This is a genomic window from Arthrobacter sp. HY1533 (assembly GCF_027568515.1).
Classification (GTDB): domain Bacteria; phylum Actinomycetota; class Actinomycetes; order Actinomycetales; family Micrococcaceae; genus Specibacter.
On record NZ_JANKZF010000001.1, the window covers coordinates 467,441 to 487,691 of the forward strand.

Annotated in this window: 16 protein-coding genes; 5 read left to right on the forward strand and 11 right to left on the reverse strand. The window is 66.6% G+C overall.

What is annotated here, in order from left to right; translation table 11 throughout:
* Positions 1-31: 31 nt before the first annotated feature.
* A complete protein-coding gene (locus PCK14_RS02185) occupies positions 32-1,696 on the reverse strand; it encodes a serine/threonine-protein kinase (RefSeq protein ID WP_269936811.1) in 1,665 nt (554 codons plus the stop codon).
* A 52-nt stretch (positions 1,697-1,748) separates the two neighbouring features.
* Between PCK14_RS02185 and lipB the strand changes: the two genes are divergently transcribed.
* From lipB to PCK14_RS02200, 3 genes are all read left to right on the forward strand, one after another.
* Positions 1,749-2,525 carry a lipoyl(octanoyl) transferase LipB gene (lipB, locus tag PCK14_RS02190; protein ID WP_269936812.1) on the forward strand — a complete coding sequence of 259 codons (777 nt, stop codon included), beginning with the start codon at positions 1,749-1,751 and terminating at the stop codon, positions 2,523-2,525.
* Positions 2,522-3,538: a lipoyl synthase gene (lipA, locus tag PCK14_RS02195; RefSeq protein ID WP_269936813.1), complete on the forward strand. Its 1,017-nt coding sequence runs from the start codon at positions 2,522-2,524 to the stop codon at positions 3,536-3,538. Before lipB ends, lipA begins: the two co-directional genes overlap by 4 nt.
* A gap of 107 nt (positions 3,539-3,645) precedes the next feature.
* Positions 3,646-4,416, forward strand: a complete 771-nt coding sequence (locus PCK14_RS02200; RefSeq protein WP_269936814.1) for a DUF4191 domain-containing protein — start codon at positions 3,646-3,648, stop codon at positions 4,414-4,416.
* Positions 4,417-4,503: 87 nt separating this feature from the next.
* On the opposite strand, the gene PCK14_RS02205 is transcribed toward PCK14_RS02200, so the two are convergent.
* Positions 4,504-4,941, reverse strand: a complete 438-nt coding sequence (locus PCK14_RS02205; RefSeq protein ID WP_269936815.1) for an RDD family protein — start codon at positions 4,939-4,941, stop codon at positions 4,504-4,506.
* Between the two features lie 179 nt (positions 4,942-5,120).
* Here PCK14_RS02205 and glnA (PCK14_RS02210) point away from each other — a divergent pair, with 179 nt between their 5' ends.
* Positions 5,121-6,545 (forward strand): type I glutamate--ammonia ligase, encoded by a 1,425-nt coding sequence (glnA, locus tag PCK14_RS02210; RefSeq protein WP_269936816.1) that lies wholly within the window; start codon positions 5,121-5,123, stop codon positions 6,543-6,545.
* Positions 6,546-6,619: 74 nt separating this feature from the next.
* On the opposite strand, the gene PCK14_RS02215 is transcribed toward glnA (PCK14_RS02210), so the two are convergent.
* The 5 genes from PCK14_RS02215 to PCK14_RS02235 form a co-directional block, all read right to left on the reverse strand.
* Positions 6,620-6,820 (reverse strand): AsnC family protein, encoded by a 201-nt coding sequence (locus tag PCK14_RS02215; RefSeq protein WP_269936817.1) that lies wholly within the window; start codon positions 6,818-6,820, stop codon positions 6,620-6,622.
* Positions 6,821-6,891: 71 nt separating this feature from the next.
* On the reverse strand, positions 6,892-7,425 hold the full coding sequence (locus tag PCK14_RS02220; RefSeq protein ID WP_269936818.1) for a GNAT family N-acetyltransferase: 534 nt from the start codon (positions 7,423-7,425) through the stop codon (positions 6,892-6,894).
* A gap of 52 nt (positions 7,426-7,477) precedes the next feature.
* A complete protein-coding gene (locus PCK14_RS02225) occupies positions 7,478-8,383 on the reverse strand; it encodes a glutaminase (protein WP_269936979.1) in 906 nt (301 codons plus the stop codon).
* 108 nt (positions 8,384-8,491) lie between these two features.
* Entirely contained in the window at positions 8,492-9,232 is a 741-nt protein-coding gene (locus PCK14_RS02230) for an amino acid ABC transporter ATP-binding protein (RefSeq protein ID WP_269936819.1), read from the reverse strand.
* Positions 9,229-10,752, reverse strand: a complete 1,524-nt coding sequence (locus PCK14_RS02235; protein WP_269936820.1) for an amino acid ABC transporter substrate-binding protein/permease — start codon at positions 10,750-10,752, stop codon at positions 9,229-9,231. The genes PCK14_RS02230 and PCK14_RS02235 overlap by 4 nt, the downstream gene beginning before the upstream one ends.
* Before the next feature lie 217 nt (positions 10,753-10,969).
* Here PCK14_RS02235 and PCK14_RS02240 point away from each other — a divergent pair, with 217 nt between their 5' ends.
* On the forward strand, positions 10,970-12,457 hold the full coding sequence (locus PCK14_RS02240; protein WP_269936821.1) for an arylsulfatase: 1,488 nt from the start codon (positions 10,970-10,972) through the stop codon (positions 12,455-12,457).
* A gap of 77 nt (positions 12,458-12,534) precedes the next feature.
* On the opposite strand, the gene PCK14_RS02245 is transcribed toward PCK14_RS02240, so the two are convergent.
* The 4 genes from PCK14_RS02245 to glnA (PCK14_RS02260) all read right to left on the reverse strand — a co-directional run bounded on the left by PCK14_RS02245 (position 12,535) and on the right by glnA (PCK14_RS02260) (position 20,237).
* A complete protein-coding gene (locus tag PCK14_RS02245) occupies positions 12,535-14,019 on the reverse strand; it encodes an NEW3 domain-containing protein (protein ID WP_269936822.1) in 1,485 nt (494 codons plus the stop codon).
* Positions 14,020-14,058: 39 nt separating this feature from the next.
* A complete protein-coding gene (locus PCK14_RS02250; RefSeq protein WP_269936823.1) occupies positions 14,059-15,468 on the reverse strand; it encodes a Gfo/Idh/MocA family protein in 1,410 nt (469 codons plus the stop codon).
* A gap of 357 nt (positions 15,469-15,825) precedes the next feature.
* A complete protein-coding gene (locus tag PCK14_RS02255; protein ID WP_269936824.1) occupies positions 15,826-18,882 on the reverse strand; it encodes a bifunctional [glutamine synthetase] adenylyltransferase/[glutamine synthetase]-adenylyl-L-tyrosine phosphorylase in 3,057 nt (1,018 codons plus the stop codon).
* A gap of 8 nt (positions 18,883-18,890) precedes the next feature.
* Positions 18,891-20,237, reverse strand: a complete 1,347-nt coding sequence (glnA, locus tag PCK14_RS02260) for a type I glutamate--ammonia ligase (RefSeq protein WP_269936825.1) — start codon at positions 20,235-20,237, stop codon at positions 18,891-18,893.
* Between the last annotated feature and the right edge of the window lie 14 nt (positions 20,238-20,251).

Genomic DNA, 20,251 nt, shown 5'->3' on the forward strand with positions numbered 1-20,251 from the left:
GCGGCTGCCGCCTTTTTTGTGCCCGGCCAACTCACCCCGCCGGCGCCCGGACTTCCCTGACCAGCCACCTCCCGTCCACGCGGAGAAGGACAATGGCCAGTTCCTGCAGCTGCCCCTGCGCTGTGCGGTGGACAAGGTTGCCGGCAGCGTCCTGCTCGGCAAAGGGGCCCGTGGCCACGGTGGCCAGCACGGTGGCCGTGTCCGCCGAATCTGCCTCCGGCGCTGTTCGCGCCTTGGAAATGCTGCTCTCAAATCCCGTCAGGGTGTGTCCGTTCTCCAGAAGTCTCCGCAGGATCGCACTGTCCGCGGCAGCGGCCGGCGACCCCTGTGCGTTGACGTGCGCCAGCAGCCCCGCGTCGGTGGTGGCCAGGGCGTAGCTGCGCGTCCAGGCCAATGCCGCCAACGCAGCGACCGGGTCCTCATCCGCAAGCCCCGACTGGATCGCGGGCGGCAGGGCCCGCGCCCACGCCATGTCCTCCCCGCCCGGGCTGGCGGCCGGGGAAGGCGCCCGCTGTTGCACACCCCCGGCGCGCAACAGGCCCCAGCCGCCCGTCAGCGAAGCAAGCAGCACGGCCGCGGACATTGCCGCGAGGGCGGCGATGGCCGCCGTGGCCGCCCAACGCCGTGCGCCTCGCGTTCGCGGTGCACGGCGCCCGCCGCCGTCCCACATCCCGGCGAGCCGCCTGGGCCTGCGCCCGCGAATCCGGGGCGGGAGCACCCGCCTGCAGAGGCCAACCACGGCCCGGACGGGACCGGCAAGCTTCAGCCGCCCTGCACTTCGGCGCTTCCCCGCCCCACGGCCGCGGATCCGCACATCCCTGCGGGTGGGCAGCTCGGGAAGCACGCTCGGGTGGACTGCGTTGCCGAGCACCACCGCCTCGGCCCGGGCACTGCGGAAGACGGCTTGGGCAAACGCCGCCGCCGTCGGCCGGTGGGCAGGGTTCTCGTCGAGTCCGGCCTCGAGTGCCGCCACGAGCTCTGGTGGGACCTCCGGCACGAGTGCCACGAGCGGTGTCCGTTCCCGCGTGGGCGGGGCCGGGCGGCCCGTGAGCGCAAACCAGCCCACAGATGCCAGGGCGTAGACGTCCGCGGCCCCGTCACGCCCGGTGTCGCCCGGGCAGTGGTATCCGGGGGTGCCGGCCGGCGGCCCGGCGGCCTGGCCCAGCAGGCGGCCAAATCCGAAGTCGGCCAGCAGGGGCTTCCCGGCGGCCGTGAGCAGGACATTTCCGGGCGAGACGTCCCCGTGCACGGCGCCCCGCCCGTGCAGGAACGCCAGGACCTGTCCCATGGGCGTCAGCACCGTGACGGCCTCCCCCACAGTCAGCGGCCCGCGGGCCTGGACAATCTGGTGCAGGGAGCCGCCCTCGGCGAAGTCCATCAGGAGCACCGGGGCGCCGCCAGCATCCCGGGCCAGGCGCTGGGCCTGGACCAGGTGCTCGTGCCGGAACTGCGCCAGGACCCGCCACTCATGTGTGATCCGGCTTTCATTGTGACGCGCTGCCCCGTCATCGCACAGCTCCGTTTCGCCGTCCCCGGCGACCGGCCCGAGGAATTTTGCGGCCAGCGGCGCGGAGCCGTCGCGCGGGGCCACGAGCCAGACATGGCCCTGAGATCCACGGCCCAGGCTCCGCACCGGGTCAAAGTCGGGGATGTCCGGAGCGGCCCCGTCCCGGCCCGCCAGGGGAAAAGTATCCATGTACCAGTAGTAGTCCGGTTTCGCCTTTTGTGCTTGAAGTTGTCCACAGGCTATGTGTCGGGCCGGTTTTTCTGATTTAGGCGAAGTTCCTTCGTCCTCTAAAGTGTCCGGTATGAGTGTTCAGTTCACCGAAGTAGGATTTTCCCCGAATTTCATCGACTACAACGGCGCATGGGACCAGCAGAAGGCAATCCACGACGCCGTGGTTGCCGGCAGCTCGCCCAATACAGCAATGTTGCTGGAACATGCGGCCGTCTACACCGCCGGCAAACGCACGGAAGACCACGAACGGCCTTTCGACGGAACTCCCGTGGTCAACGTTGACCGCGGGGGCAAGTTGACGTGGCACGGTCCCGGCCAGCTGGTCATGTACCCGATCGTCAAGCTCGCCGATGCCCACAGCATCCGGGCCTACGTCCACGCCCTGGAAGACATCATCATCGAGGTCCTGGCCCATTTTGGGGTCGACGGCGTACGTGTGGACCGGCGTGCCGGCATCTGGCTCACCGCGGATGAGAAGGGCGGGGACCGCAAGATCGCCGCCATTGGCATCCGCGTCCACGACGGCGTGACCATGCACGGCATTGCCATCAACGCCAACAACAGCCTGGCCCCCTACGCCCAGATCATCGCCTGCGGGATCCAGGACGCCGGCACCACAACCCTGGCGGCCGAGACTGGCCGCGACATCACCGCAGCCGAACTCGTCCCGGTGCTCAAGGAAGCCACGGCCAGGCTGCTGGCTCCCCTCATCACCGACCCGCAGGCCGTGCAGGCCGCAACCGCCGAATCCGCAGACGCGGCCCGGACTGAAGGAGCAATGCTGTGACGTTGGCACCAGAAGGTCGCAAGTTGCTGCGCATTGAGCAGCGGAACGCCGCGGTTCCGGTGGAGCGCAAGCCGGAGTGGATGAAGGCCAAGGTCGAGATGGGCCCGGAATTCATTGCGATGAAGAACCTGGTCAAGGGCCAGGGCCTGCACACCGTCTGCGAGGAAGCGGGCTGTCCGAACATTTTCGAGTGCTGGGAGGACCGTGAGGCGACCTTCCTCATTGGTGGTTCCGAATGCACGCGCCGCTGTGATTTCTGCCAGATCGACACCGGCAAGCCGTCCCCGATCGACATGTTCGAGCCCACCAAGGTGGCCCGCTCGGTGGTGAAGATGAACCTGCGCTACGCCACCGTGACCGGGGTGGCCCGCGATGACCTGGCCGATGAGGGCGTGTGGCTGTACGCCGAGACGGTGCGCAAGATCCACGAGCTGAACCCGAACACCGGGGTGGAGCTGCTCATCCCGGACTTCTCCGGCAAGCCCGAGCACATCACGGCGATCTGCGAGTCCAAGCCCGAGGTGTTCGCGCACAATGTGGAGACGGTGCCGCGGATCTTCAAGCGCATCCGCCCCGCCTTCCGCTACGACCGCTCCCTGGATGTCATCACCCAGGGCCGCAACCACGGCATGGTGACCAAGTCCAACCTGATCCTGGGCATGGGCGAAACCCGGGAAGAAATCAGCCAGGCCCTGCAGGATTTGCACGACGCCGGGACGGACCTGATCACGATCACCCAGTACCTGCGTCCCTCCGAACGCCACCTGCCCGTGGACCGCTGGGTCAAGCCGCAGGAATTCCTGGAACTGAACCAGGAAGCCGAGGAAATCGGCTTCCTGGGCGTCATGTCCGGCCCGCTGGTGCGCTCCTCCTACCGGGCCGGGCGCCTGTGGGCCACGGCCATGCGCAAGAAGGGCCTGGACATCCCCGAACACCTGGCCCACATCGCCGACGGCATCGAGGACTCCGGCCACACCCGCCAGGAAGCCGCCTCCCTCATCCCCGCACCGTAAGTTGCAGGCATTTGCCGTGCCGCCACGTGCGGCCCGGCAAATGCCATGCCGGGCGGCGAGTGCCGCGCGCGGCATTCCCGCCCAACACCCGCTAGAATTGACTCACTATGGCCAAAACCACTGACTCCGCAAACAGCAACGCTGACGAACCCAAGCGTTCCCTCTTTTCCCGTGCACCGAAGGCCGACAAGCCGAAAAAGGACAAGAAGCCCGGGCGCATGAAGCAAATGGTGGACATCTTCAAGATGACCCGCCGCCACGACCCCATGGTCACGTGGATCATGCTGGGCGCCTTCCTGGGCCTGATCCTGGTCTCCATGCTGGTGGTATTGCTGATCTCCCCCGGCAACTGGATCACGGGCCTTTTGGTCGGCATTCCCTTGGGCCTGCTGGGCGCACTGCTGCTGATGTCGCGCCGTGCCGAGCGTGCCGCCTACGCACAGATTGAAGGCAAGCCCGGCGCAGCCGGTGCCGCACTCAGCTCGCTGAAGAAGGGCTGGATCTTTGACGAGCAGCCCGCCTCGGTCAACCCGCGCACACAGGACGTCGTGTTCCGTGCCATCGGCCGACCCGGCATCGTGCTGGTCACCGAGGGTCCCTCCACCCGGGTCAAGGGCCTGGTGGACGCCGAGCGCCGCCGCCTGAACCGCATCCTGCCCAACGTCACCATCACCGTCATCGAGACCGGCCGCGGCGAAGGCCAGGTTCCGGTTGCCAAGGTCACCAAGGCCATGGGCAAGCTGAAGAACGAGCTGACCAAGATTGAGGTCAGTGCCGTCAACAAGCGCATCGCCTCGATGGGCAACAAGCTGCCCATCCCCAAGGGCATCGACCCCTACAAGGCGCGCCCGGACCGCAAGGCATCACGCGGACGCTAAAGCAATCTGATGCAAGAGGCCCGATGGGATTTTCCCATCGGGCCTCTTTTGTTTTTGCACCGCTTGCAGCATCAGCGGGGTTGTTGGCTAACGGCGGACCAGAATGGTTTTCATGGCCTTGTCGTGAAGTCCGCGGTGGTCGGCGTCGATGATGATTGCCGGAATCACCAGGCACACGAGCACGGCGCGGACCACACCCGCCAGCAGGCCTGGAGGGCCGCCGTCGAGCGTTGTCACCTTGATGCCCATGATCCTGTGGCCCACGCTGTAGCCGAGGGTGCCCACAAGCACCATTTGCTCGGCCGCGAAAATCGCCAGGATGGCGTTGGGGTGGGAATTGAAAAACGCGGCGGCGATCAGGTACGACAGCCCCCAGTCAATGCAGATGGCCAGGATGCGCCGGCCGGCGCGGGCCATGGAACGGGGTCCGGATTCCGGAAGGCCCAACCGTTCGCCGGGGAATTTGGATATATTGGACGTGTCCGGGCCGCTGAGCCAGGAACCTAAGTCTTTGCGATCTACCACCCCTCCAGCCTACCGTTGCCGCACAGAACCGGGCACCGGGGCCATGGCCGGAGGGTTTGTAACGTGCCGGAAACATTTCCGACACCGTTGAGTAATGGCGTCGCCCTAGGCTTGTCTCAGTTGCACAGGCACACAGGCCGCACCCAGCCGGCCAAAATCCCCAGCGCCAAGGAGCGTAGATGTTCAAGAACGCCGAAGAAGTACTTCAGTTCATCAAGGACGAAGATGTAAAATTCGTCGATATTCGGTTCACCGACCTGCCCGGCGTCCAGCAGCACTTCAATGTGCCCGCCAAGACTGTAGACCTTGACTTCTTCGTCAACGGCCAGCTCTTCGATGGTTCCTCCATCCGCGGCTTCCAGGGCATCGCCGAATCAGACATGCAGCTGATCCCGGACCCCAAGACCGCTTTTGTTGACACGTTCCGCAAGGAAAAGACCCTCGCGCTGAACTTCTCGATCGTGAACCCGCGCACGGGCGATCCCTACCACCGCGACCCGCGCGGCGTGGCCGAAAAGGCCGAGGCGTACCTGGCCTCCACCGGCATTGCCGACACCGCATTCTTCGGTGCCGAGGCCGAGTTCTTCGTCTTCGACAACGTCCAGTACGAGTCCACGCCGCAGGGCTCCTTCTACAAGATCGACTCCGAAGAGGCCAACTGGAACACGGGCCGCGAAGAAGTTGGCGGAAACCTGGGCTACAAGACCCCCGTCAAGGGCGGTTACTTCCCGGTTGCCCCGATTGACCACCAGGCAGACCTGCGCGATGCCATGTGCATCGAGCTTGATGCCGCCGGCCTTGAGGTCGAGCGCTCACACCACGAAGTTGGCGCAGCCGGCCAGGCTGAAATCAACTACAAGTTCAACACCCTTGTCCACTCGGCCGATGACCTGCAAAAGTTCAAGTACGTCATCAAGAACACCGCCTGGGCCGCAGGCAAGTCCGTGACCTTCATGCCGAAGCCCGTCTTCGGCGACAACGGCTCGGGCATGCACTGCCACCAGTCGCTGTGGAGCAACGGCGAGCCGCTGTTCTACGACGAGAAGGGCTACGCCGGCCTGTCCGACATGGCACGCTGGTACATCGGCGGCCTGCTCAAGCACTCCTCCGCTGTTTTGGCCTTCACCAACCCGACGGTGAACTCCTACCGCCGCCTGGTCAAGGGCTTCGAAGCCCCCGTGAACATGGTTTACTCGCAGGGCAACCGCTCCGCCGGCATCCGCATCCCGATCACGGGTTCCAACCCGAAGGCCAAGCGCCTGGAGTTCCGTGCGCCGGACCCCTCCTCCAACCCGTACCTGGCCTTCTCAGCCCAGCTGATGGCCGGCCTTGACGGCATCAAGAACCGGATCGAACCCCCGGCTCCCATCGACAAGGACCTCTACGAGCTGCCCCCCGAGGAAGCCAAGGACATCCCCAAGGCTCCCGAGTCGCTCGAAGAGGCCCTGATTGCCCTGGAGAACGACAACGAGTTCCTGCAGGCCGGTGGCGTGTTCACCCAGGACCTGATTGACACCTGGATTGAATACAAGCGCGAATACGAGATCAAGCCGCTCTCACTGCGCCCGAACCCCTACGAGTTCGAGCTCTACTACGGCTGCTAAGCACCATAAAAAGCGGGGCCGGAACACAAGGTGTTCCGGCCCCGCTTTTTTCGTGCCCCCAATCCCCGTGGAACTCAGCGCTTGCCGAACTTCCTGTGCACCGCCTGCTTGCTCACTCCCAGGCACAGCGCGATGGCTTCCCAGGACAGTCCGGCCGCACGGGCCCTGGCCACCATTTCGGATTCGGTGCGGGCAAGTTCCCTGCGGGCCTCCGCCACGGCGTACAAGGCCTCGGCCGGCCCCATTCCCTCAGTGTTTCCAAGCAGCGTTTTCACGGCCACCACCTCCTGCCGTCAACTTTAGTTGACAGCAGGAGGTCAGTCAACGTTTGTTGACGCTTTCGGCGCTAGAACGTCTTGTGCATGATGCGCTGCGGCCCCGAGCGCCCGCCCAGGTAGCGCCCGCTGTCGGCGAATCCGGCCTTGAGGTAGGCCGCCTGCCCGGCCGCGTTCCGCTCATTCACGCCCAGCACGACGCCCGTGGCCGGCAGCCGCAGCTGGGCCGCCAGCCCGCTCGCAAGTTCGACGGCGGCCAGGGTCGCCGCGGTGCCGTAGCCGCGCCCCTGGGTGCGGTGGTCAACGAGGAAGCCGCGGAGCAGGATGGCGCTGTCGTCATCGTGCCAGCCAGTGTCGGTGGCAGCGCCCGTGTGCAAGGTGCCCATGCCCACCACTGCGGACTCCGGGCCGGGCGTGGTGATGACAAAGGGGTGGCGCTGCGCATCGGCCAGTCCGGCCTCTGCCATCTCCACAGGATCCCCCACAAAGGCGGCCTGCCCGGGCGCGAGCTGCAGCTCGGCGATGCCCGCCAACAGCCGGCCACGCTCCCCTTCAGCAACGGATTTCAGGGGCACAAGCGCTACTGTGGCGGCGGAGTTCAGCATCGAAAAATCATAACCCGACCGCAGGACCCGGCCGAGCTGGAACCCCGCTGCACTAGAAGATGGACCAGCCCGTGCGGGTGGTGAATTCATCCAAGGCGGCAATGCCGGCCACGGAGTTTCCGTTGGGCCCCAGTGCCGGGCCCCACACGGTGATGGCGCAGCGTCCTGGCACAATGGCCACGATGCCGCCGCCCACGCCGCTCTTGCCCGGCAGCCCCACCCGGTAGGCGAACTCCCCCGCGGCGTCATAGGTGCCGCAGGTGAGCATGACGGCATTGACGCGCTTGCTTTGGTTGGGTGCCAGGAACGGGGTGCCGCCGGCCGCGACGCCGTGCCTGGCCAGGAACAGCGAGGCCTTGGCCAGGTCTTCACAGCACATTTCCAGGGCGCACTGCTTGAAGTAGTTGTCCAGGACCTCATCCACGGGATTTTCGAGGTTGCCATAGCTGGCCAGCAGGTGGGCCATGGAGGCGTTGCGGTGGCCGTGGTCTGCCTCGGAGGCGGCCACCACCGCGTCCACGTCAACGGCGGGGTTGCCCGACTCCTGGCGCAGCAGCCCGCGCACGGAGGCCGCGGCGTCCCCTGTCAAGGTCAGCAGCCTGTCGGTCACCACCAGGGCGCCGGCATTGATGAACGGGTTGCGGGGAATGCCGTGGTCGGCCTCCAGCTGCACCATGGAATTGAAGGGCGTGCCGGAGGGTTCACGGAAAACGCGCTTCCAGATGGAGTCGTAGTCGTAAGACATGACAAGAGCCAGGGAGAAGACCTTGGAGATGCTCTGGATGGAGAATGGCACCTGCCAGTCCCCCGCACCGTACACGCCGCCGTCGGCCATGGCCACGCAGATGCCAAAATTGTCCGGCGACACCCCGCCCAGGCTGGGAATGTAGGAGGCCACCTGGCCCTGCCGGCACAGCGGCGCAACGTGCGCGGCAATGCCGTCCACAATCCCCTGCATGTCCTCCACGGGAGCTCCCCTCGGTTGTCGTCTCGCCCGGCGTGGTGCCGGCATTAAAAGAGTGCGGGGCGGCAGGCCCCTTGGCCCGCCGCCCCGCCAGCATTCAAGCTACAGGACCTTCGCGAGGAATTCCTGCAGGCGGGGCTGCTGGGCATTGCTGAAGATGGCCTCGGGCGTGCCCTCCTCGCAAATGTACCCGGCATCCATGAAGATGACCCGGTCGGCCACTTCGCGGGCAAAGCCCATCTCGTGCGTGACCACCACCATTGTCATGCCCTCGGCGGCCAGGTCGCGGATGACCTGCAGGACCTCGCCCACCATTTCGGGGTCGAGGGCGCTGGTGGCCTCATCGAAGAGCATGATGCCGGGGTTCATGGCCAGTGCGCGGGCAATGGCCACGCGCTGCTTCTGCCCACCGGACAGGGAGGCGGGGCGGGCATCGGCCTTGTCGGCCAGGCCAACGCGCGTGAGCAGTTCCATGCCCTTGGCACGGGCGGCGGCCTTGTCCAGCTTCTTCAGCTCCACCGGCGCCAGCATGATGTTCTGCAGGACGCTCATGTGCGGGAACAAGTTGAAGTGCTGGAAAACCATGCCAATGTTCTGGCGCACCGCGTTCAGGTCCACCTTGGGGTCGGTCAGGTCGTGCCCGTTGACTGTGACGGTGCCGCCGGTGATGTCCTCAAGCTTGTTCAGGCAGCGCAGGAACGTGGACTTTCCCGAACCGGAGGGGCCGATGACACAGACCACCTCGCCCTCGGCAATGTTGACGTCCAGGCCCTTGAGCACCTCGTTGTGGCCGTAGGACTTCTTCAGCCCTGCGACGGCAATCTTCACGTTTTCTGCGCTCATTTGTTGAACTTCCTGTCCAGGACGTTGGAAAGCTGGGTCAAGATGGTGATCACGATGAAGTACAGCGCGGCCACGATCAGCAGTGTTTCACCCGTGCGGAAGTTGGACGCGTAGATCTGCTGGCCCTGGTAAGTCAGTTCCGCGAAGCCAATGACGGCCAACAGGGACGTGTCCTTCAGGGTGATGACGAACTGGTTGATGAACGACGGCGTCATGATCTTGATTGCCTGCGGAACCACCACGCGGCGCATGGAGGTGACGTAGCCCAGCCCCAGGCTGCGGCTGGCCTCAAGCTGGCCCGGGTCAACGGACTGGATGCCGCCGCGCACAATCTCGGTCATGTAGGCACCGGCGTTAAGGCTCAGGGTGAGCACGCCCGCGGTCAGGACGTCGATGGGCTGCCCGGTCATCTGCGGCAGGCCAAAGTAGAAGAAGAACGCCTGGACCAGCAGCGGGGTGCCGCGGAAGATGGCCACATAGGTGGTGGCAATGCCGCGCAGGATCTTGCTCTCGGAAACCTTGAAGAAGCCGAACAGGATGCCCAAAACCAGGGCGATGGCCAGCGACAGCACGGTGGCCACAATGGTCAGCCACAGGCCCTTCATGAGGGCCGGGAAGCTGTCCTTGACGAGCTGGAAGAAGCCGCCCTGCTCGGTCACCTCGGACTTGGCCAGGTACTTGTCCAGGATCTTGTCGTACTCGCCGTTGGCCTTCAGGGTGGCCAGGCCGTCGTTGAAGGCTGCCAGGAGGTCCTGGTTCTGGCCCTTGTTGACGGCGAAGCCGTAGGAGCTGCCCTGTTCCTTTTCGGTGACAATCTTCAGCCCGTTGTTCTGGCTGACGCCATAGGCAAGGACGGGGTAGTCGTCGAACACGGCCACGGAGTTGCCGGCCTTGACGTCGTCGTACATCGTGGCGGAGTCCGCCAGGGCCTTGACGGTGAATCCGTACTGGTCCTTGATGGAGTTGGCGAACGTTTCGCCCTCGCTGCCGCGCTTGGCGGTGACGGTCTTGCCCTTCAGGTCCGCGTAGGACTTGATGTCGGAATCGTTCTTGCCCACGGCCATCTGCACGCCGGAGTCGAAGTACGGCTCGGAGAAGTCAAAGATCTTCTTGCGCTCGTCCGTGATGGACATGCCGGCGATGACGCCCGCAACCTGGTTGGACTGCAGGGCCTGCAGGGCGGCGTCGAAGCCGAGCGACTTGATGTCGACCTCGAAGCCCTCCTGCTTGGCAATGGCGCGCAGCAGGTCCATGTCGATGCCGACCAGTTCGCCGCTGCCGTCGCGGAACTCAAACGGGGCGAAGGTGGTGTCGGTGGCGACGGCAAACTTCTTGCCGGATGCGTCAGTGACCTGGATGCCGGCCTGCGTGGCTGCCTGTGCGGCGGCTGCCGGGGCGGACGGCATGCTCAGCGCCGAGGCGCCGCCAATCCCCAGGAACATGGTCGCAACAGTAAAGAAGGCGGCGAGGGCGGCAAATGTGCCACCCCTGCGCCGCCTCATGGGTGGAAGCTTGTGCATAAGATTTCCCTTGAACAACGGTTGTTGGCCCCTCCTGGGGCGAATGAAGTACCCCTCGACGTTACAGCCTTGCGCGGATTCCCGCGAGGCAGGAGCCGCTTTCACGCGGATTTTCACCTGTTTGTAACCAAATCCGGGCACGGGATCCGGCTGTGGCGTGGACTACGCTGGTGTGGTCCCGGTTACCCGCCGCCGTGCGGCCGTCCTGAGAGAAGCCATGACCAAGCCCAACGTGATCCTCATCTGCGTCGACGAGTGGCGCGGCGACTGCCTCGGCGCCGAAGGCCACCCCCACCTCCAAACACCGAACCTGGACGAGCTGGCCGGGCGGGGTGCCCGATTCCGGCACGCCTACTCCGCCACCCCCACCTGCGTCCCCGCCCGGGTCGCCTTGTTCACGGGCCAGTCGCAGGAGCGGCACGGCCGGGTGGGCTATGAGGAGGGCGTGCCGTTCGACGCCGTCCATCCCGTCACGCTGCAGGGCGAGTTCCGCAAGGCCGGCTACCAGACACAGGCCATCGGCAAGCTGCACGTGTATCCGGAGCGCTCCCGGGTGGGCTTTGACGAGGTGCTGCTCCATGACGGCTTCCTCCACCACGCCCGGCGCGGGCACCGCCGCGACTTCAAGTTCTTTGACGACTACGTGCCCTGGCTGCGCCGCCAACCCGGTGTCAGCGCCGATGAGGAGTACCTGGACAACGGCGTTGGCTGCAATTCAACCGTGGCCAGGCCCTGGGACAAGGCCGAGCGGCTGCACCCCACGGCGTGGGCCGGCAGCCAGGCCGTGGAGTGGCTGTACCGCCGCGACCCCACCCGGCCCTTCTTCCTGTACCTGTCCTTCCACCGCCCGCACGCGCCCTACGATCCGCCAGCGTGGGCCATGGACATGTACCTGGACCTGCCGGCGTTCCGGCGGCGGGTGGGCGACTGGGAGCACCACTTCGAGTCGGTGCGCCGGGACGGCTACCACCAGCTCTCCTTCGGCACGCTGCCTGAGGCAGTGACGCACCGGGCCAGGGCCGGCTACTACGGGCTCATGACGCAGATTGACCACCAGCTCATGCGCGTCTTTGAGGCGCTGGCCGAGTTTGGCCTGTCCGATGACACGATCATTGCGTTCACCTCAGACCACGGGGAGATGATGGGCGACCACGACTTCTACCGCAAGGCTGTGGGCTACGAGGGCTCGGCGCGCGTGCCGCTGATTGTGGCCCCAGCAGCGAGTGATGCAGCCGCTGCGCACGGGGCCGTGGTGGATGAGGTGGTGGAGCTGCGCGACATCATGCCCACCCTCCTCGACCTTGCCGGGGTTCCCGTGCCGGAGAGCTGCGACGGGAAGTCGCTGCTCCGTTTTGTGCGCGACTCCCCCGCCGATGCCCCCGAGCCTGGGCCGTGGCGGGAGTGGCTGCACGGTGAGCACGTCTACTTCGGCCAGTCGCTGCAGTGGGTCACCGACGGCCACGTCAAGTACCTGTGGGCCTCGGGCTGGGGCACGGAGGAACTCTTTGACCTGGACAGCGACCCCGGCGAACTGCGCAACCTGGCTCCGCTGCCCGAACATGCACCGTTGCTTGCCCTGTGGAAAGGCCGGCTCATTGAAGCGCTCACGGGCCGCGAGGAGGGCTTTGTGCACGACGGCGAACTGGTCACCGGCGCGCCGGTGGTCACCATGCTCGCGCACGCCCGGGCCCTGGCGAATCCCTAGCCACGGCCCAACGCGAAGGAGCCCGGCTCCCCACCCTTTTGGGGCGGGAGCCGGGCTCTTCTTGTGGCTGGAACCCGCTAGCGGTGGCTGGCGCGGTTGCGGCGGCGCACCTCGGACGTTGCCGTCAGTGCCAGTCCGCCGAACACCAGCAGCCCGGCCACGGCAAGGAGCGGCGCGCTGGAGCTTCCTGTCTCGGACAGCCCGGCTCCCGTTGAGGGTCCCTGGCTGGCAGGCGTTGTGCCGCCAGTTGACGACGAGGCGGTTGTTGTGCTGCCGGGCGCGGCTGCCTTCGTGGTTGCCGGCACGGTGGGAGCCCCTGTGCCGGGGGCATCCGTGGTGGGAACGGTCGTCACCGGCGGGATGGTGGGCGCCTGGGTGGACGGCACAGTGGTGGGGCTGGGCTCCGCCGTCGTTGGTTCAGCCGACGGAGCCACGGAAGGGTCCACGGTGGCCGGCGCTGACGTTGCGGGGGCCGTGGTGGCGGGCGCTGACGTTGCGGGGGCCGTCGTGGCAGGCGCCGTAGTGGCAGGTGCTGTCGTTGCAGGCGCCGTCGCTGCAGGGGCCGTGGTCGGCGGAACCTCGGCTGCCGGAACAAACGCCATGGCGAAGATGTGGATGCCGCTGTTGTTGGGCAGCGTCACCATGCTGACGGTCTTGGCCTGGTCAATGCCGATGGTGTTCGAGAACATCCGGTAGTCATACTCGGCATTTGCATAGCCGGCCGGCGTGTTGCGTCCCTTGGTGGTCACCTCGAGCTTGGCTCCATGTGCCGTCGCAGGATCAAAGCCCCAGTTGGGGAAGCCAAACGTGCCCTTGGAGCTGGACCCATCTGTGTAATGCACAGTGGCTTCGCCCACGGCGCCCTGCGCCACGCCGGAACCCAGGAAGGCGATCTTGCTGCCCTTTCCGCTGAACGTAAACGTCTGGCCCTTGGCCGAGACATTGTCGGGCTCGCCGGCTGCTGCCGCAGGCCAGGTGAATTCCGTGCCGGCGGCAGTGACCTTGGCGCCGGGGGTGATGCCCTTTTCGGCGAGGCGTTCGCGGGAGAAGCTGTTCTTTTCACCGTCGTAGTTGCCCTGGGGAATGGCTGCCACGGTGGTGGTGCCGACGTTGTCGAACAGCTCGGCCAGTGATGCCGGAACGGCGCCGGTGAACTGGTTCCGCTCGGTGAAGGAGGTCTTGACGCCGTCGCCGCCCGCGTAGGTGGCGGTGGCCGTGAAGTTGCGCGTCAAGGACCCCTCGGGGTTGTTGGGCACATGGATTTCCGCTTTGACAGTGGCGGTGGCTCCTGCTGCGAGGGCGGCGGGCAGCGTCTGGGTTTCAGGGTACAGCGTCCAGTTGATGGGGCCCGTGACCTTGACAGAGACATCGCTCATGGCCGTGGCCGAGGTGTTCTTCAGGGTGACCACAATGTCCGAGATGGCCGGACCCTCAAGGTCCACCGCCGCGATGCTCATGGTGAGTGCCGAATTGGAGCCCTCCGCGCCTGCCGGTGCGGTGATGACTGTCATGGCCCCGCCAAAGACGAGTGCGGTGGCCAGCATGGCAATGATTGCCTTCATTTTTTTCATTGTTGTTGCTTCTCCTTTCCAGGAAGGTTCTTAGGCCACCGGGGGCATGTCGAGTTCAACAGAATCAAGGCCAACGCGGGGCCGCACCCATCCGCCGCGGGTGAAGTCGGGGATGTCCACGGCGCGGCCGCCGTCGGCCAGGGACATCACGCTCAGCGGGACCGGCGCACACCACGCTGCCGAATCGTAGACGTCAATGTCCGGGATGATGCCGGTGCGCATCGACTGGATGGTGCGCCACTGCAGGATGTAGTCCATGCCGCCGTGGCCGCCGTTGGCTGCGGCGTCGTCGCCCACCTTCCGCCACAGCCAGTGGTCAAATTTCCCGCGCGAGGGCGCAAAATCGGCCCAGTTGTGGCCGCCGTGCTCCGGTTCCAGGTAGACACGCGCACCCGTGCTGCCGCCCCCGGCGTAGTCCTCGAAGAGGCCGCGGCTGCCGGCCAGGCTGTTGATCCGGCTGTAGGGGCGCGGGGTTGAAACGTCGTGCTCGGCGCGGATGATCCTGCCCTTTTCGGTGCCGATCATGCACGTGACAAGGTCGCCGTTGATGTACTCCTCGTTCCAGGAGCGGTGGCCCTTGGGGACCTTGCGGGCGCGGTAGTCAGCCAGGCCCTTGGGCGGGGTGGCCGTGGCCGAGAGGGTCTTCATGCGGTCGCCACGGTTGATGTCCATGGCGGCGGCAATGGGGGCCAGGCCGTGCATGGCGTAGAAGCTTGCGGTGCTCCGGGTGTGCCATTTGCGGCGCCAGTCGTCGGTGTAGTAGCCGTCAGCAAACAAGAGGTCGCGCAGGTCGTGGAGGTAGCCGCCATGGCCGTTGGTGACGTCGCCGAACACACCCTCGTGGGCCATCTTCAGCATGGCCAGCTCATTGCGGCCGTAGCTGCAGTTCTCGGCCAGCATGAGGTGCTTGCGGGTGCGCTCGGAGGTGTCCACCAGGTCCCACAGCTCGGCGAGCTCGGTGGCGACGGGCAGTTCCACCATGACGTGGGCCCCTGCTTCCATGGCTGCCTTGCCCTGGGCGTGGTGAAACTCCCAGGGCGTGGCAATGAAGACAAGGTCGAGGTCCATGGTGTTCAGCATTGTCTTGTACGCATCTGCCGTGCCGCCAAAGTCGGCCGGGCGGGGCCGGCCCCGGTTTTGCAGGTTTGCCGCCATGTTGGTGGCACGGTCCTTGCGGATGTCGCACACGGCCACGACAGTGGCCCCGGGGACGGCCGACCACCCAATGGTCATACTGTTTCCGCGGTTGCCCACGCCAATCACGCCCACGCGCACGGTCTCGTGGCGTTCAAAGGGAACGCCGATCATGGTTTCCTGGCCGGCGGGCCGGGCCTGGGCGTTCCTGGCAGCCAGGGAGCCGGGCGCCATGGCGGCCAGCAGGCCGGTGGCCAGGGCCCCTCCCAACACGGTTCGCCGGGAAGCTGTGGATAGGTGTGGCATGTGCAATCCTCCTGCAAGAATTTGAACCCCGGGGCACTGCGGCCGGAGCCGGGGGAAATTGGTGTAGTGATGCATAACAAAGTGACGTGCATCATGCTTGCAAGCTGATTGTGAACTAGTCAACTCATGACGAATATGGCATGGAATCCATCATGTTTAGTCATGGGAGCGGTAACATTCCCACACAGGCCACCGGGACGCCGCACACCCCGGCAGCGCGTGCAGAATGGCCCGGCGGACAGTCGCGCGCGGCGCGTCTTTGTGTCAACTATTGTTCGAACCCGTGATTGGATGTGCGATTATTCATCCGATGTTTTTTGAATATGACATGGGATGACACGCGCACTGTTGCAGGCCTTAGCCGTAAAACAGGCGTTCAAAAACCGCCCGGGCGCGCCGGGTGAGGCCCAGGTACTCCTCTTCAAAGGCCGCGGCGCTGCCTGGCTCGTGCCCGCAGGAGCGCGCAACGGCCTCCAGATCGCGCCTGGCCGACGGCAGGAGGTCGGAGGTCTTGCCCGTCCACAACACATTGGCGTTGCGAATCCGCCCGGCCAGCCGCCACGCCGCCTCGAGCTGTTCGGCGTCCTCGGCGGCCAGCAGGCCCAGGTCCAGGGCCGCGTGCAGCGCCTGGAGCGTCTGGGTGGTGCGCAGCTCCGGGTGGGCGTGGGCGTGCTGGAGCTGCAGCAACTGGACAAGCCATTCAACGTCGCTCAGCCCGCCCCGGCCGAGCTTTACGTGCCGGGCGGGGTCGGCACCGCGCGGGAGCCGCTCGGATTCCATGCGCGCCTTGATCCGCTTGATCTCGAGCACGTCCTCCGCGGAGATGGCGGCCGGGTAGCGGACGGGGTCGGCCATGGCAGTGAACGCCGCAGCCAGATCGTCGGAGCCCGCCATGGGCCGGGCCCGCAGCAGCGCCTGGGCCTCCCATGCCGAGGACCAGCGTGCGTAATACTCAGCGTAGGCATCAAGGGAGCGCACCAGCGGGCCGCTGCGCCCCTCGGGGCGCAGGTCCGCATCGATCGCCAGCACCCGCTCGGCCTGGATGGCGGGGCGGACGGGGGCCGTCAAGAGCGCCGTGAGCCTTTGCACCAGGGCCTTGGCCTGCTGGTTTGCGGCCTCCGCTTGGCCATCGCCAAGCCCGGCCAGGGGCCTGTGCACAAACAAGACGTCGGCATCGGAGCCGTAGCCGATCTCCCGCCCGCCCTGGCGGCCCATGGCCACCACGAGCACGTCCGTGAGTTTTTCCCCGGCCGGCTGGACCTCGCTTTCGGCAACATGCAGGGCACCAAGAACGGCCGCCCTGTCGGCATCGCTGAGGGCCGCCGAGACCTGGTCCGGCTCCAGCAGCCCGCAGCTGTCGGCGATGGCGATGCGCAGGATCTCGCGCTGCCGAAGGAGCCGGACCAGCCGGATGGCGTCCATGGGATCGGAATGGCGGGAGAGCTTGGCCTGGATTTCCGTCCACTGCGCCTCAAAACTCAGCGGCACGAGTTCCTTGGAGTTGCCCAGCCACGCCGTCGCCTCGGGTGAGACCTCCAGCAGGTCGCTGACCAGCCGGGAGCTGGAGAGCAGGTGGCACAGCCGCTCGGCGGCGGCCTGGTGGTCGCGCAGCATGCCCAGGTACCAGTGCGAGGTGCCCAGCGCGTCGCTGACGCGGCGGAAGGCGAGAAGTCCGGCGTCGGGGTCCACTCCGTCGGCCAGCCAGCCAAGGAGCACGGGAAGCAGCTGGCGCTGCAGGGCCGCACGCCGGCTCACCCCGGCCGTCAGGGCCTCGATGTGGCGGGTGGCGCCGGCCGCGTCCCGGTAGCCCAGGGCTGCGAGCCGGGCCCGCGCCGCATCCGTGCTGAGGGCTGCGTCCTCGGCGCTCAGGTGTGCGGCCGTGGCCAGGATGGGGCGGTAGAAGATGCGCTCATGCAGGGAGCGCACGGAGCGCTTCACCTTGGCCCAGTCGGCCTCCAGGGACTCGGCGCTGGGGCGTTTGCTGCCGTTGGGGCCCTGCAGCGCCCGGGCCAGGGCACGCAGCTGGGCCGGGGCCGTGGGCATTGCGTGGGTGCGCCGCATGTGGACCAGCTGGATGCGGTGCTCGAGCACGCGCAGGTACGTGTAGTGGTTGAACAGCAGGGCCGCATCCGTGCGGCCAATGAAGCCTGCCTTGGTGAGGGCCTCGATCGCGGCCGTCGTGGCGCGCGGGCGGATGCGCGGATCGCTCTTGCCGTGCACCAACTGGAGCAACTGCACGGTGAATTCCACGTCGCGCAGCCCGCCCTTGCCCAGCTTGATCTGGCGGTCGGCGTCCGCGTCGGGGATGTTGGCGGTGACACGCCGGCGCATGGCCTGGACAGATTCCACGAAGCCGTCCCGTTCGGAGGAGGCCCAGATGAGCGGCGACACGGCCGCCTCGAATTCCTGGCCAAGCTCCGGGTCGCCGGCCACAGTGCGGGCCTTGAGCAGCGCCTGGAATTCCCAGCTCTGCGCCCATCGCTGGTAGTAGGCCAGGTAGGAGTCAAGGGTGCGCACCAGTTGCCCGTCCTTGCCCTCGGGGCGCAGGTTCGCGTCAACCTCCCACAGGCCCGGCTCACGATCCGGGGCGTAGATGGCCCGTGACAGGGCGGAGGCCAGGGCGTTGCCGATGCGGACGGCGCCAGACTCATCGAGGCCGCCGGCTGCCGGGGCATCGGTGTCCAGGGCCACCACGTACATGACATCGACGTCGGAAATGTAGTTCAGTTCCCGTGCCCCGCACTTGCCCATGCCAATCACGGCCAGGCGGACGGCGGCGACGTTTTCGGCACCGGCCGTGGCCCCCACCTCGGCGCGGGCCACGGCCAGGGCGCCATCCAGTGCCGCCCCGGCCAGGTCGGCCAGTTCGGCGCCAACCAGCGGCATGGCGTCCTGGGGCGAGGGCGCGGCCAGGTCGCGCAGCGCCAACTCGCACAGGTGCCGGCGGTACTGGCTGCGCAGCGCCATGCGTGCCTCGGCGCCTGTCAGCTGGGCCACGGGGCGCCCCGACGAGGGGTCCGCTCCGACGGCGCGCAGCAGCGAATCCCGCAGTTCCCCGGCGGTGGCCCAGGCACCGGGTCCCGCGGCCGGGTCCACCACGTCAAGGTTGTGCGGGTGGCGCATGAGGAAGTCCGCCAGGGCCTCGGAGGCGCCCAGCAGGCGGAACAGCGGCGTGTTGGGCACGCGGTCCTCCGTGTCGGGGTCCACGTGGCCCAGCAGGCGCCGGCCCTGGGGGGCGGCGCTGAGCAGCCGGACCAGGGACTGCAGGGCCATGTCCGGGTTGTCGGCCACGGACAGGGCATCCAGCAGTTCAACTGTGTCGAGCCCGGCCAGCTCGGGGAAGCCCAGGAACCTCTCACACATTTCCAGGTCGGAGAATCCGCGGGAGATCAGGGTGCGGGTCAAGGAGCTCATGGCAGGGCTTAGAGCACTCCCAGGTAGCGGTTGATCTCGTAGGGGGTGACCTGGAGCCGGTATTCCTGCCATTCGTCGCGCTTGTTGCGCAGGAAGTTTTCAAACACCTGCTCGCCCAGGACCTGGGCCATGAACTCGGATTCCTCCATCTGGCGGACGGCGTCGTGCAGGCTCGAGGGCAGGGGGTCGTGACCCATGAGCCGGCGCTCTGCGCTGGTCAGCAGGCTGACGTCTTCCACGGCCGCCGGCGGCAGCTCGTAGCCTTCCTCAATGCCCTTCAGCCCGGCCCCGAGAAGCACCGCGTAGGCCAGGTAGGGGTTGGCGGCGGAGTCGATGCCGCGGTATTCCAGGCGGGCGGCCTGGCCCTTGCCGGGCTTGTATAGGGGAACGCGCATGAGGGCCGAGCGGTTGTTGTGCCCCCAGGAGACGTAGCTGGGCGCCTCTCCCCCGCCCCACAGGCGCTTGTAGGAGTTGACGAATTGGTTGGTGACGGCCGTGAATTCGGGGGCGTGCTTGAGAATGCCGGCCATGAACTGGCGGGCGGTCTTGGAGAGCTGGTATTCGGCGCCGGGCTCGTGGAACGCGTTGCTGTCGCCCTCAAACAGGGAGAAGTGGGTGTGCATGCCGGAGCCGGGGTGGTCCGAGAACGGCTTGGGCATGAACGTGGCGTAGGTGCCTTGTTGGATGGCAACCTCGCGGATCACGGTGCGGAACGTCATGATGTTGTCGGCCGTCTGCAGCGCATCGGCGTAGCGCAGGTCAATTTCGTTCTGCCCCGGGCCGCCCTCGTGGTGGCTGAACTCCACGGAGATGCCCACATCCTCGAGCATGGTGACGGCGGTGCGGCGGAAGTCCTGGGCCACGCCGCCGGGCACGTGGTCAAAGTAGCCGGCCTGGTCCACGGGGACGGGGACGCCGTCGGGCCCGGGCTTGTCGGACTTGAGCAGGTAGAACTCAATCTCGGGGTGCGTGTAGCAGGTGAAGCCCATGTCGGCTGCCTTGGCCAGGGTGCGCTTGAGGACGTTGCGGGGGTCCGCTGCGGAGGGTTCGCCGTCGGGCGTCAGGACGTCGCAGAACATGCGCGAGGTCTGCTCTGACTTGCCGTTGCCGCGCCAGGGCAGGATCTGGAAGGTGGACGGGTCGGGCTGGGCCAGCATGTCGGATTCAAAGACCCGTGCCAGGCCCTCAATGGCCGAGCCGTCGAATCCCAGGCCCTCCTCGAAGGCGCCCTCAACCTCGGCGGGGGCCAGCGCAACGGACTTCAGGCTGCCCACCACGTCAGTGAACCAGAGCCGCACAAACCGCACGTCCCGCTCTTCAATGGTGCGCAACACAAATTCCTGCTGACGGTTCATGGACGGCCCTCTTC

What these genes read in the sequence shown, in the direction of transcription:
- PCK14_RS02185 (WP_269936811.1), bottom strand. Translation starts at nt 1,696, where the DNA reads ATGGATACTTTTCCCCTGGCGGGCCGGGACGGGGCCGCTCCGGACATC.
- lipB (WP_269936812.1), top strand. Translation starts at nt 1,749, where the DNA reads ATGTGTCGGGCCGGTTTTTCTGATTTAGGCGAAGTTCCTTCGTCCTCT.
- PCK14_RS02200 (WP_269936814.1), top strand. Translation starts at nt 3,646, where the DNA reads ATGGCCAAAACCACTGACTCCGCAAACAGCAACGCTGACGAACCCAAG.
- glnA (WP_269936816.1), top strand. Translation starts at nt 5,121, where the DNA reads ATGTTCAAGAACGCCGAAGAAGTACTTCAGTTCATCAAGGACGAAGAT.
- PCK14_RS02220 (WP_269936818.1), bottom strand. Translation starts at nt 7,425, where the DNA reads ATGCTGAACTCCGCCGCCACAGTAGCGCTTGTGCCCCTGAAATCCGTT.
- PCK14_RS02225 (WP_269936979.1), bottom strand. Translation starts at nt 8,383, where the DNA reads ATGCAGGGGATTGTGGACGGCATTGCCGCGCACGTTGCGCCGCTGTGC.
- PCK14_RS02230 (WP_269936819.1), bottom strand. Translation starts at nt 9,232, where the DNA reads ATGAGCGCAGAAAACGTGAAGATTGCCGTCGCAGGGCTGAAGAAGTCC.
- PCK14_RS02235 (WP_269936820.1), bottom strand. Translation starts at nt 10,752, where the DNA reads ATGCACAAGCTTCCACCCATGAGGCGGCGCAGGGGTGGCACATTTGCC.
- PCK14_RS02240 (WP_269936821.1), top strand. Translation starts at nt 10,970, where the DNA reads ATGACCAAGCCCAACGTGATCCTCATCTGCGTCGACGAGTGGCGCGGC.
- PCK14_RS02245 (WP_269936822.1), bottom strand. Translation starts at nt 14,019, where the DNA reads ATGAAGGCAATCATTGCCATGCTGGCCACCGCACTCGTCTTTGGCGGG.
- PCK14_RS02250 (WP_269936823.1), bottom strand. Translation starts at nt 15,468, where the DNA reads ATGCCACACCTATCCACAGCTTCCCGGCGAACCGTGTTGGGAGGGGCC.
- PCK14_RS02255 (WP_269936824.1), bottom strand. Translation starts at nt 18,882, where the DNA reads ATGAGCTCCTTGACCCGCACCCTGATCTCCCGCGGATTCTCCGACCTG.
- glnA (WP_269936825.1), bottom strand. Translation starts at nt 20,237, where the DNA reads ATGAACCGTCAGCAGGAATTTGTGTTGCGCACCATTGAAGAGCGGGAC.